The 12,540-nt window shown below is 69.8% G+C and carries 8 protein-coding genes; 4 read left to right on the top strand and 4 right to left on the bottom strand.

What is annotated here, in order from left to right:
• Positions 1 to 38: 38 nt before the first annotated feature.
• Positions 39 to 767 carry a hypothetical protein gene (locus tag ACSHWB_RS10500; RefSeq protein WP_439661888.1) on the bottom strand — a complete coding sequence of 243 codons (729 nt, stop codon included), beginning with the start codon at positions 765 to 767 and terminating at the stop codon, positions 39 to 41.
• Entirely contained in the window at positions 764 to 1,969 is a 1,206-nt protein-coding gene (gene eccE / locus ACSHWB_RS10495; protein ID WP_439661887.1) for a type VII secretion protein EccE, read from the bottom strand. The genes ACSHWB_RS10500 and eccE overlap by 4 nt, the downstream gene beginning before the upstream one ends.
• A gap of 270 nt (positions 1,970 to 2,239) precedes the next feature.
• Here eccE and eccB point away from each other — a divergent pair, with 270 nt between their 5' ends.
• The 3 genes from eccB (at position 2,240) to ACSHWB_RS10480 (ending at position 5,330) form a co-directional block, all read left to right on the top strand.
• Entirely contained in the window at positions 2,240 to 3,856 is a 1,617-nt protein-coding gene (eccB, locus tag ACSHWB_RS10490) for a type VII secretion protein EccB (RefSeq protein ID WP_439661886.1), read from the top strand.
• Between the two features lie 71 nt (positions 3,857 to 3,927).
• A complete protein-coding gene (locus tag ACSHWB_RS10485) occupies positions 3,928 to 4,251 on the top strand; it encodes a type VII secretion target (protein WP_439661885.1) in 324 nt (107 codons plus the stop codon).
• Positions 4,251 to 5,330, top strand: coding sequence for a WXG100 family type VII secretion target (locus ACSHWB_RS10480; RefSeq protein WP_439661884.1), 1,080 nt, complete (start codon positions 4,251 to 4,253; stop codon positions 5,328 to 5,330). Before ACSHWB_RS10485 ends, ACSHWB_RS10480 begins: the two co-directional genes overlap by 1 nt.
• Positions 5,331 to 5,400: 70 nt before the next feature.
• On the opposite strand, the gene mycP is transcribed toward ACSHWB_RS10480, so the two are convergent.
• A complete protein-coding gene (mycP, locus tag ACSHWB_RS10475) occupies positions 5,401 to 6,816 on the bottom strand; it encodes a type VII secretion-associated serine protease mycosin (protein ID WP_439661883.1) in 1,416 nt (471 codons plus the stop codon).
• The gene (eccD, locus tag ACSHWB_RS10470) at positions 6,813 to 8,216 is read right to left on the bottom strand and encodes a type VII secretion integral membrane protein EccD (RefSeq protein WP_439661882.1); all 1,404 of its coding nucleotides are present in this window, start codon (positions 8,214 to 8,216) and stop codon (positions 6,813 to 6,815) included. Before eccD ends, mycP begins: the two co-directional genes overlap by 4 nt.
• Before the next feature lie 230 nt (positions 8,217 to 8,446).
• Between eccD and eccCa the strand changes: the two genes are divergently transcribed.
• Positions 8,447 to 12,475 (top strand): type VII secretion protein EccCa, encoded by a 4,029-nt coding sequence (gene eccCa, locus ACSHWB_RS10465; RefSeq protein WP_439661881.1) that lies wholly within the window; start codon positions 8,447 to 8,449, stop codon positions 12,473 to 12,475.
• Positions 12,476 to 12,540: the final 65 nt, after the last annotated feature.

Below are 12,540 nucleotides of genomic sequence, written 5' to 3'. Positions count from 1 at the left end.
CGTTCGGGGCGCAAGTTTCGCCTATATTGCCGAGCGTCTCAATCGCCCCGGCGGACGGCTCCGAGGATCTGCTGTTCGGCCGGGGTCGTGTAGAGGCGCAGGTGCGCCCACATGTCCTGGCCCATCGCGATGACCTGGTCGTCCTTGAGCTGGGTCAGCTGCTGGAACATCTGCGGGCGCAGGCGCCACATCTGACCGGCGAGCTGTGCCTGGCCCATCGGGAGGCGCTGCAGGAGCACGAGGTCCGCGTTGTTCGCCGTGGACGACGCCTGCGGGTGCAGGTACGGCAGCACGTACATCGTGGTCTGCCACGGCGCGCGCGGCGGGAACAGCTCCTGCGGGACGTGGCCGCCGTCGTGGATCACGAGCAGCGGCATGTCCTCCGTCGGGCGCGGGAGGTCCGCCGGGGACAGCCGGCGCAGCTGCACCAACTGAGACGGACGGCCGTCCGGACCCTGGCCCGCTGCGCGCACGACCGGCTGCCACGCCTGCGGGCGGCCCGTCGCGATGATGATCCACGCTCCGGTCGCCATGGCGCGCAACGCGATCTGGCGGGCCAGGTACAGGCCGCCCACGACCACCATGCGGGTCGGCGTCGGGCGCAGGACGGACACGCTGAGCGGCTCGCCCTTCGTGCCCTGGCCGAGCATCATGCCGCCGCGGTCGCCGGACGGGCTGACCAGGTCGAGCATGGTCGGCGACACCAGGAACTCCGGTGCCACCGCGCCTCGGCCGCGCGAGTCGACCAGACGGGACGACGAGCTCATGCCACACCTCCCAGCGGCAGCGTCGCGGCGAGTCCCGCGAGCTGCATGCCCCGCAACGGGGTCAGCGTGATGTCGAGCTTGTCACCCAGCTTCGACAGCTGGTCCTCGGCCCTGTCGAGCTCGCTCGGCGTGCGGGCGCTGACCCGCACCAGGCCGCGCAGCGACACCTGACCGTCCTCGCGGGACGGTGAGATGGACATCGCGAGCGTCGACGAGAGAGCGCGCACACCGGTCAGCGCGTTGAGGTTGCCCTTGAGGCCCTTCGACGGCCAGCCGGTGATCGCGTAGCTCGCGTGGCCGACGCCGCCCGCGGTGACGCCCGACCACTTCTCCCGCAGCGACACGGGGTTCGTGTTGCCGACGGCCGCGGTGAGCTCGGCCGAGGAGATCGCCGCGCGCAGCAGTTCGTCCGAGTCGAGCGGGCGGATCGTGACGCCGGCGGACTCCAGGGCGTTGCGGACGCGGGACAACGCGCCGATCAGCGCCCGGTGCGCGCCGACGACGCCGCCGCCGCGCTCCCGGATCGCCTCGCCACAGCGGCGCGGGTCCAGCCGGACCGTGATCCACGTGGTGCGCCTGGCCGCCGCGGGCAGCGGGCCGAGCACCTCCATGTACGAGCTGATGGCTGGCGAGTTCGGCGGAAGCGCCGCGCTGCCGGGGTAGCAGTGCCAGATCACGGTGATCGCGTCGAGCACCACGCCGCGGTCCTCGAGGCACGGTGTGAGCGCTCCCAGTGGCAGCGACGGGGCCGAGCCGACCGCGGAGATCAACGGCGGCGTCGGGTCGACCAGCAGCACCGCGGTCCACACGCCGTCGTGCCACGACAGCGCGAGCGGGCGGCGTTCGTGGTCGACGCCCTTCGCGATCACCAGGTCCGGGATCGCGAGGCGCAGCAAAGCGACGCGCGGGTCCTCCGGGCCGAGCACCTGCAGCTCGTCGTCACCGGGCTTGGACTCCGTCTGCTCCTGGCGCTTCGCGGTGCGGCTGTGCGACCGGAAGTTGTAGCGCAGGCGGACGCCGATCCACTGGGTGAGCCAGCGACCACGCGATCGGGTGAAGGCCAGGATCAGTGCGATGAGGAGCACACCGCCGGCGATCGAGACGGAGACGACGTTCAGCGCGTCGCCCTGCTTCACGCCCATGATCGTGAGTACGAGGAGGGCGATGGCGAGACCGACCTCGATCGTGACTACGTTCGACACGGGCAACGAGCCGAGGCTGACGCCCGCGGCTCTGCGACGGACACGCCCGACCGGACGCGGAGGCGCGGGTGCCTGCTGGCCAGGACCTGCGGGTCCCTGCGGCCGTGCCATCCCTGGGTTGGGCCGGGGCGGATGTGGAGTGGTCACGGACATCCGTTGTGGTCTCTTTCCCCTCGATGGTCGGTGGGCTTGGCGAACCGGCCCACGGAGCAACCTGCGTCCGGCTATCCTGCCGAACCGTACCGCGACTGGGAGAGCAGCGAGCCGAGAATGGCATCAACACCCACCACCAAGGCACAGGTCCAGGCTTACCAATTCGTTCTGAAGCGGATGCAGTCAGCACTTGTCCGCAGAGACGCGGTGATGCTGCACGACCCTATGAGCATTCACTCGCGCGCTACTGCGGTGGGTGTGGTGCTGGGCGTCCTCGGTCTGATCGTGTTCCTCGTGATCGGGCTCTTCAGCCCGGCGCCGAGGCTCGACAACGAGACGCAGATCGCCATCAGCAAGGAGACCGGCCAGGTCTACGTCGTCGACAGCTCGCCGCGGCGGCTGATCCCGATGACGAACCTCGCGTCGGCCCGGCTGCTCTGGTACTCCCGCAACAACCCCGACGCGCAGCAGGGCCAGGGCGGCGGCGACGCACCGGCCGGCACCGCGGGCGTTCCGCAGGAGGCGGCCGGCGGCGCCCCGAAGCTCGTGAGCGAGTCGGCGCTGGCGAGCCTGCCGCGCGGCAGGCTCACCGGTCTGCCGGACGCGCCGGACGTGCTGCCCAAGCAGAACCTCCGCATCGACGCGCAGTGGTCCGTCTGCGACACCCTCAACCTGGACGAGTTCCGCGAGAACCAGGCGGCGGAGAACCAGATCAAGACCTCCGTGATCGCGGGCGTCAGCGAGGGCAACCCGCAGCTGGGCGACGAGGCGGTGCTCGTGCAGCAGCGCACCGGCGCCAAGAAGGCGTACCTGATCTACCGCAAGCCCGACAGCCGCACCGACATCTCGTCGTCGACTGTCCGCGCCGAGGTGGACCTCAAGAACGACAAGGTCGTCAACGCCCTCAAGCTGGGCGGCAAGCAGGCGCGCTCGATCAGCACGGCGCTGCTCACGACGATCCCCGAGGTCTCCGCGCTGGCCGCGCCGATCATCCCGAACCAGGGCAAGCAGGCCACCTACGTCACCGAGACCAACGTCAAGATCGGTGAGGTCATCCAGGTCGAGCGGCAGAACGGCTTCGAGTCCATGGTCGCGCTGGAGGACGGGTTCCAGACAGTCGAGGAGACCGTCGGCGACCTGCTGCGCTGGGCGTACTCGAACAACAACAAGTCGGTCAGGCTCTCGCCGAGCGCGATCGCGAACCACAAGGACCCGAAGAACCCGCTGAAGCTCGACTCGTACCCGAAGCAGATCCCCTCCACGCTCGAGGCGAACGCCGGCAACACCGTGCTGTGCCTGGGCTGGAAGGCCGACAACTTCACCGAGCAGACCAAGGCCGAGCACACCACGGTCACGATCGGCTCGAAGCTGCCCGGCCCCAAGGAGATGACCCCGGTCGAGCTGAACGCGCCGGGTGCGGCGGGCGAGATCATCGACCAGTTCCTGATGCTGCCGGGCAAGGCCGCCGTCGTGCGGGCGAGCCAGGGCAAGGGCGACTTCGGCACCGGTCCCGTGCAGATCGTCACGGGTCGTGGCGTCCGCTACGGGGTTCCCGACGGCGGCACCGCGTCGGCGCTGGGTCTCGACGGGACGTTCCCGCCGGCACCGAACCAGATCCTGAGCCTGCTGCCGATGGGGCCGCAGCTCAACAAGAACGAGGCGAACCGCAGTTACGACTCGATCCCGGCGCCCAAGGGCACGATCAAGGATCCGCAGGCGGCCGTTCAGAAGTAGCGGAACCACTCCGGGTGCATCACCGTCGAATCGGACGAATGCACCCGGAGTTGTCGTTTGGGGGACTTGTTGTGGCCGGTCGGATCAGCGTCGATGCCGCTTGGTTGGAGAAGTACGCCGACCGCATCGACGGGACCACGGACGACCTGAGGCGGTTGCGGGACGCCATGAAGGTGTCCCCGCTGCGTCCCGAGTCGTTCGGCGAGATCGGCAGAACCGTCGGTACGGCCCAGGGCTACGCGCGTGCGGCCGAGCTGCTCAACTCGCAGCTCGCCCGCGCCTGTGACGCCCTGGACTCGGCCTCCCAGGGTCTGCACGCCGTCGCCGAGCAGTACGGGCAGGGCGACGAGGAGAGCTTGCAGGCGATCAAGAAGGCCGATCGGCGGGAGCACTGATGGCCAAGGACGGCAAGCAGATCGCGGCCGAGGTCGGTCCCGAGCTCGACTACCTCTCGCGGGTCAGCCGCAAGCTCGGTGTCGTGGACCTCGTGCACGACTTCTTCGACCCGCTGGTGGGCGACTGGAACGACCTGCGCGAGGAGGCCGAGCGCTGGCGCAAGGCCGCGAAGGTGACCGAGGCGGTCAACGGGCACGTCGCGGCGCCGCTGGGCGGGGTCGACGCGCGGTGGGAGGGCAAGGACGCGGACGCGTTCCTCGATCACATGCGCAAGGTGGGTCTCGCGGGCGGCGACATGGCCGACGCGATGAACGCGATGGCGGACGCGCTGGAGGAGACCGCGGACGGCGTTCGCGTCATCGTGCAGGACATGGCGCACGTGCTCGCCGACGCCGCCGACTCGGTGTCCGGCACGGCCGCGCTGCCGCTGGACGGTGACCAGCGCGCGATCAAGCACATCGAGGAGCTCAAGCATCCCGTGCGCGAGCTGCACGAGTCCGCGCGGCAGGTGCTGGAGGCGTTCCTCAAGCTGTGCGACGGGGTCTCCGGTGAGGCCGGCGGTTTCGGTGCCGTGCGGATGGAGCACAAGTACCCCGACCAGAACTGGACCTACACGGCGCCCGCCAAGCCCGAGACGAAGGTGCCCGAACCGGCCAAGGCCTCTGCCACGGCCGCCGCGGGCAGCGCTTCGTCCGGTGGCGGTGGTGGCGCGGTCGGTGGAGGCGGCGGAGGGGTCGGTGCGGGCGGCGTCGGCTCCGTCGGCGCTCCGGCTGCCGCAGCGGCGCCGCAGCCGATGCAGTTCGGCGGCGCCACAGGCGTCGCTGAGCAGGTTCCACTGGCGGACAAGGGTGCTGGGGCCGCCCAGCCCGCCGCGGCCGCTGGTGGCCGTCCTGGGGCCGCTTCCGGCGGTGGCGGCATGATGGGCGGCATGGCGCCGATGATGGGTGGCGGCATGGGCGGCGGGCAGCAGAGCGGCGACAAGGAGCACAAGCCGAAGCAGCGGCTCACCGGCTCGATCGACGACCTGCTCGGCAAACCCAAGAAGGCCGCGCCGAAGACGATCGGCGACGACGACTGAGAATCTTGTCGAACAACGAATCGGGCCCCGCCGGAATTCCGGCGGGGCCCGATTCGTTGTGGTTCAAACGCTATGCGGTGCTCCCGCGTTTGCGGTTCAGAGAGTTGCGCACGAACAACGTCAGCGCCAGCAGCAGACCACCGGCACCGATGCCGCTCAGCGCCACGATGATCGGCGGCCAGTCGAGGCCCGGCGGCGGGGTGACGTCGGTGTTGAGCTCTTTCGGCACCGGGGCCTTGAACCCGGCCGCCTCGCCCGGCAGCACCGCGGTCAGCGCGGCGACCGGGTTGACCATGCCGAAGCCGACCTTGTTGTCCTTGCCGGACACGTTGCCGGGGTGCAGGGCCGTGGTCTTGAGGCGCTCCATCACCTGACGCGCCTTGAGGTTCGGGAACCGCTCGCGCACCAGCGCGGTGATGCCCGCCACGTACGGCGACGCGAAGCTCGTGCCCTTGATGTCCTGCACGCCCTGCGCGGTGACGTTCGCGTTCGTCAGGCCGGTGCCCTTGGGGTCGACGGAGATGATCTCCTCGCCCGGCGCGGCGATGCTGACCCACGGGCCCCAGACGCTGAACCCCGAGACCTCGCCGGAGCGGGCGATCGAGCCCACCGACAGCACGTCGTTCGCGAACCACGCGGGCGACGAGACCGAGTTGACGGTGGTCGGGTCCATGTTGTTGTTCTGGGCGGCGCACCCGGTGCCCTGGTCGCTGAGGTTGCCGGCCGCGGTGACGATCACCACGTCCTTGACGTCCACCGCGTACCTGATGGCGGCCTGCAGCTTCTGGTCGTCCGCGCTGAAGCCCTTGGGAGAGCTGCAGTTCGTCAACGAGATGTTGATGACCTTGGCGTCCTGGTTCGCCGCGCGCACGATGGCCATCGCCAGCGTGCCGACCTTGCCTGCGGAGGCGCGCTTGTCCGGGTTGGCCGCGTCGCCCTTGAACTCGAACCGGTCGCTGGTCTGGCGGATCGCCAGGATCGTCGCTTCCGGTGCGGCGCCGACGAAGTCGCCCTCGGTCTTGGCCGCGGCGGCGACGCCGGCGACCTCGGTGCCGTGGCCGTCGCAGTCGTCGGTGCCGTTCGCGTTGCCGAAGACGTACTCACCGCCGCCCTTGACCCTGCCGCCGAAGCGGGGGTTGCGGGGGTCGACACCGGTGTCGATGATCGCGATCTTGATGCCCTTGCCCTTGGCGAACCGGTGCGCCTGCTCCAGGTTCAGGTAGACCTGGCCCCAGGGCATGTACTCGATCAGTTCGCTCTTGGTGTCGGACTCCACGCACCCCTTCGAGGTGCGCTCGTACTTGACGTCCGGTGCGCCGGTGTCGGCGGGCGGCGGGGTGCCGGCCGGCAGGTCCGGCGGCACCGAGTTCGGCCGCACGGTCGCCGGCGTGGACGACGGCTGAGCGGAGGCCTGCGGCAGCGTCCCCGTCAGCAGAAGCAGTCCGGCGGTCGCGGCCGCCGTGGTGCGCCTGATGCCGGTCCTCATAGCGTGATCAGACCTCGGAACACCTGGTACATGTCCATGACCGCCAGCGCCAGCGGCAGCACGGAGGCGATCAGGATCGCCTCGATGATGTCGACGGTGCGGCGCAACGGCGGCGAGAACTTCTGGCCGGGGAAGATCACACCGAGCACCAGCGCGAGCGCGCCCAGCAGCAGCAGCGCGCCGAAGACGAACGCGAGCCGGTTGAACGACGTCGACGAGATCAGCCAGCCGATCAGGATGCCCGCGCTGGCGAACATGCCGGTCGACAGCAGTGCGACGGCCTGCGCGCCGTTGGCGTACGCCCGGCCGCGCATCATCAGCACGATCGCGACGACGACGCCGTAGATCGGGCCCCAGAAGGTGTCGGCGGACGCGGCGACGATGGCGGCCAGAGCCGCGACGATGCCGGTGCCGATGATCATGCCCGTCAGGTACTCGTGCGCGACGGCCGTGCGACGCTCGATGACCGCGTACTCCGGGAAGCCGCTGTCCTCCTTGAGGTCCTCGGCGTTCGTCGGCACGACGGGCGGCGGGATCTTGGCCAGCCGCAGCGTGAGGCTCGGCAGCATCGACAGCGCGGCGAGCGCCACGGCACCGGTCGCGGCGGCCACGCCGGACAGCGGGTGCTCGACGAACGTCGCCACCAGGAACGCCAGCGCCACCAGGGTGCCGCCGGTCGCCGCGGCGATGAACACCGTGATGCCCTGCCCGATCAGCAGGATCCCGCCCCACGCGAAGATCATCATCAACGCGGAGGCGAGCAGCATCTTCGGGTTGAAGCCCACACCGGGCACGGCGTGGAAGCCCGCGACGAACGCCAGCGGCAGCGAACCGCACGCGGCGATCAGCACACCCGTCGACGCCGCGCTGTAGGCCCGCGCGATGGTCGCGCCCGCCGCCAGCATGGCGATCGCACCGACACCGCCGGCGATCGCGGCGGCGAGCCCGCTGCCGGAGTCGCCCTGCGAGATCGGGCCGGACAGGAACAACGCCACCGCGGACGCGATCAGCGCGAGCGAGCCGGCCAGGTGACCGAACCGCTGCGCGGTCTCCTTGGTCCACGGCCGGAACGAGTCCGGATCGGACTCCGCGATCGCGTCGACGACGTCGTCGTACAACGGCGGAGGCGGATTCTCGTTGCGGCGCCGCAACTGCAGCAACTCGCCGTCCACGACGCCCAGCGATGCCAGCGTGCGGGCGGGGTCGAGCGGGTTGTCGCCGAGCTTGGCGATGCACCAGCCACCGTGCCGCACGCCACCGTCCGGAGTGGCCTCTCTCGCCATGTCGAGCAGCATCGGCAGGAGATCGGCCACCGCCACGTCGGCAGGCAGCGCGACGTCGATACGCGTTCGAGGTGCCACCACCGTGACACGGCTGAACACCGTCGTACCGGTCGCCACCAGGGCCCCCTAAGTCAGATCAGCGCTTGAAAACAATGTGCCCGACCTTATTGGTCCACTCGGACGGTTGCCGGGCGGCCCTAGTATGGCCGCACCGGCGTCTCTTGCACGTGTCGTTTGCAGAACACGTTCGGTCAGGTTTTTTCCTGACCCACCTTCGCGGTGCGCGTGGATGCGCAATAGTGTCGGTTGCTACTGGTGGCGTAACGAGTCGAAGAGGTGCCTGTCAGTTGAGCACGCTGCAGTTCAAGCGAACGGCACGCCTTGCTGCTCCCCGGCCTCCTGGCGGTGAGGTCCACCTCGAGCCGCCACCCGAGGTCCCCCGGATCATCCCCGGCAACATCATGATGAAGGCGATGCCCGTCGTCATGATCGTCGCGTCCATGGGCATGATGGGCATGATGCTCGTGTTCATGCCGCGGCAGCCCGCGGCGATGATCATGCCGGGCATGATGATGATCTCGACCATCGGCATGATGGCGAGCGGCATGGGCTCGGGCAAGGGCCAGAAGAAAGCCGAGATGAACGAGGACCGCAAGGACTACCTGCGGTACCTCGGCCAGATGCGCGACCGCGCCCGCGAGGCCGCCGACGAGCAGCGCGCCGAGCGCGAGTGGGTGCACCCCGACCCGCAGATGCTGTGGTCGCTCGCCACCACCCGCCGCATGTGGGAACGCCGCCAGAACGACCCTGACTTCTGCCACCTGCGCGCGGGACGGGGCTCGCAGCGCCTCGCCACCCGCCTGGTGCCGCCGCAGACCGGTCCCGTCGAGGAGCTCGAGCCGATCGCGACGCTGGCCCTGCGCCGGTTCGTGCGCGCCCACTCGCTCGTGCCCGACCTCCCGATCTCCATCGCACTGCGCGGGTTCGCCGCGGTCGGCCTGCTCGGCGAGATCGAGGACCGCCGCGATGTCGCGCGCGCCCTGCTCGCCCAGCTCGTCACCTTCCACGCCCCGGACGACCTGCTGATCGCGGTCGTCAGCGCGGGCCGCACCAAGCAGCTGTGGGAGTGGGTGAAGTGGCTCCCGCACGCCCAGCACCCCACCGACATCGACGGCATCGGCCAGCGCCGCATGATGGCGAACTCGCTCGCCGAGATCGAGGCGATGCTGGACGAGAACCTGCGCGACCGGCAGCGGTTCACCCGCAACGCCCCGCCACCGCCCGACCAGCCGCACATCGTGATCGTCATCGACGACGGCGACATCAGCCGCGAAGAGATGATCATCCTCGAGGAGGGTCTGGTCGGCGTCACGCTGCTGGACCTGTCCGAGTGCCTGGGTAACCTGACGGCCCGCCGCGGCCTGCGTCTCGTCACCGAGAACAACCAGCTGGGCGCCCGTTCCGCGACCGGCGTCGAGTGGTTCGGCGCGCCGGACCGCCTGTCGATCGTGGAGGCCGAGGCCCTGGCCCGCAGGCTGTCGCCGTACCGCATGGGCGCCGCCGGTGAGGCCGGTGGCGACTCGGGCGAGGACCCGTTGGCGATGACCAACAACCCGCCGCTGCTCGAGTTCATGGGCATCCCCGGCGACCCGATCACGTTCGACGTGCAGCAGGCGTGGCGGCCGAGGCCCAAGCGCGACCGCTACCGCATCCCGTTCGGCATCGGCGAGCACGGCCAGGCGGTCGAGCTCGACATCAAGGAAGCGGCAGAGGACGGCATGGGCCCGCACGGCCTGTGCATCGGCGCGACCGGTTCCGGTAAGTCGGAGTTCCTCCGCACCCTGGTGCTCGGTCTGCTGGCCTCGCACTCGTCGACGGCGCTCAACATGATCCTCGTCGACTTCAAGGGTGGTGCGACGTTCCTCGGCCTGGACAAGGCACCGCACGTCGCCGCGACGATCACCAACCTCGCCGGCGACCTCAGCCTCGTCGACCGCATGAAGGACGCCATCGAGGGCGAGGTGTCCCGGCGCCAGGAGGTCCTGGCGAAGGGCAACTACAAGAACGTCTGGGACTACGAGAAGGCCCGTGAGAACGGCGCCCAGCTCGACCCGCTGCCCGCGCTCTTCATCTGCATCGACGAGTTCTCCGAGATGCTGACGGCGAAGCCGGACTTCATCGACATCTTCCTCCAGATCGGTCGTGTCGGCCGGTCGCTGCAGATGCACATGCTCCTCGCGTCGCAGCGACTGGAGGAGGGCAAGCTCCGCGGTCTGGACACGTTCCTCTCGTACCGGATCGGTCTGAAGACCTTCAACGCGGCGGAGTCCCGTGCGGCGATCGGTGTGCCCGACGCCTACGAGCTGCCGCCGATCCCGGGCTCGGGTTACCTGAGCGTCCAGGGCATGCCGCTGACCAGGTTCAAGGCGCTCTACGTCTCGGGCACCTACCGTCCCGCCGGCATGCAGTCCGCCGGTGAGTCGGTGGCCGTGCGCAGCGACAAGCGGCCGCGGTTCTTCGTGCCGGACTTCATCGAGATCCCGAAGGAGCCCGAGCGCCCGGTCGAGCCGGTCCAGGTCGTGGCCGCGCCGGTCAAGGAGGACGCGAACGAGCCGACCCAGCTCGAGCTCATCGTCGACCGCCTCGTCGGTCAGGGCCCGCCCGCGCACGAGGTGTGGCTGCCGCCGCTCAACGAGCCGCCGACGATGGACACGATGCTGCCGCCGCTCGACGTGACGCCGGACCGCGGTCTGACGTCGCCGGGCTACCCGGCCAACAGCACGCTGCAGATCCCGATGGGCGTGGTCGACAAGCCGTTCGAGCAGCGCCGCGACCTGCTGTGGGCGGACTTCTCCGGTGCGGCGGGCCACGGCGCGATCGTCGGCGGCCCGCAGTCCGGCAAGTCGATGATGCTCAGGACGCTCGTCGCGTCGATGGCGCTCACCCACACGCCGGAGGAGGTGCAGTTCTACCTCATCGACCTCGGTGGTGGTTCGCTCGCCGCGATGGAGGACCTGCCCCACGTCGGTGGCTTCGCCGGTCGTCTCGACGTCGACAAGGTCCGCCGCATGGTGGCCGAGCTGCAGACCCTGATCGCCGAGCGCGAGCTCCGCTGGCGCGACGCACGCATCGAGCTGGGCGAGTTCCGCGCCCGCAAGCGTCGCGGTGAGATCAAGGACGACGCCTTCGGCGACGCGTTCCTGATCATCGACGGCTGGATGAACTTCCGCCAGGAGTTCGAGATGGTCGAGCCGCAGATCCAGGCGCTCGCCGCGCAGGGTCTGTCCTACGGCGTGCACGTGATTGTCGGCGCGAGCCGGTGGGCGGAGATCCGCCCTGCCATGAAGGACCTCCTCGGCACGCGCTTCGAGCTGCGGCTCGGTGATCCGAGCGAGTCCGAGGTCGACCGCAAGGTGGCGGTCAACGTGCCGCCGGGCCGCCCAGGCCGCGGCATCACCATCGACGGTGCCACGGGCCGCAAGCTGCACTACCTCGTCGGCCTGCCCCGCATCGACACCTCGCAGGACGCGACCACGGTCGTGGCGGGTGTGCAGGACCTCAGCCACAAGCTCAACCAGGGCTGGCAGGGGCAGCGCGCCCCGCAGGTCCGGATGCTGCCCGACCTGCTCGACCACGGGCAGTTCATGGCGCACGTCCAGCAGATCCTGCCCAACCGCGGCCACCTGGTCCCGGTCGGTGTCAACGAGGACGAGCTCGCGCCGGTCTACCTGGACTTCGACGCGGACCCGCACTTCGTGGCGCTGGCCGACGGCGAGTCGGGCAAGACGAACCTCCTGCGCACGATCGTCCGCGGCATCATGCAGAGCTACACCTCGTCCGAGGCGTTGATCCTGCTCGCGGACTACCGCCGCACGATGCTCGGCTTCATCGACACCGACCACCTGCTCAGCTACGCGGTGTCCGGCCCCCAGTTCACGCAGAACGTGCAGGAGGTCCGCGGCTCGCTCGCGAACCGCATGCCCGGCCCGGACGTGACGCAGGAGCAGCTCAAGACCCGTTCCTGGTGGAAGGGGCCCGAGGTCTTCGTCATCGTCGACGACTACGACCTGGTCGCCCCGCAGGGTGGCGCGAACCCGATGGCGCCGCTGGCCGAGTTCATCCCGCAGGCGAAGGACGTCGGTCTGCACGTCGTCGTCGCCCGCCGCATGGGTGGTGCCTCGCGTGCGATGTACGACCCGATCATCGGCAAGCTGAAGGAGATCTCGGCGCCGATCTTCGTGGGTTCCGGTTCGAAGGAGGAGGGCAACATCGTCGGCAACCTGAAGCCGTCGCCGCAGCCTCCCGGCCGGGGCACGCTGGTGACCCGCAAGCACGGTCAGCAGCGCATCCAGTTCGCCTGGATCTCGCCGGACTAGAGCACTGAACGAGAAGGGGCCCGCGGCTGATGCCGCGGGCCCCTTCTCGTTGTGCCGCCACATGA

Origin of the sequence: Lentzea sp. HUAS TT2 (assembly GCF_051853195.1) — a bacterium.
Classification (GTDB): Bacteria; Actinomycetota; Actinomycetes; order Mycobacteriales; family Pseudonocardiaceae; genus Lentzea.
This window is presented reverse-complemented; position numbering and strand designations above follow the sequence as displayed.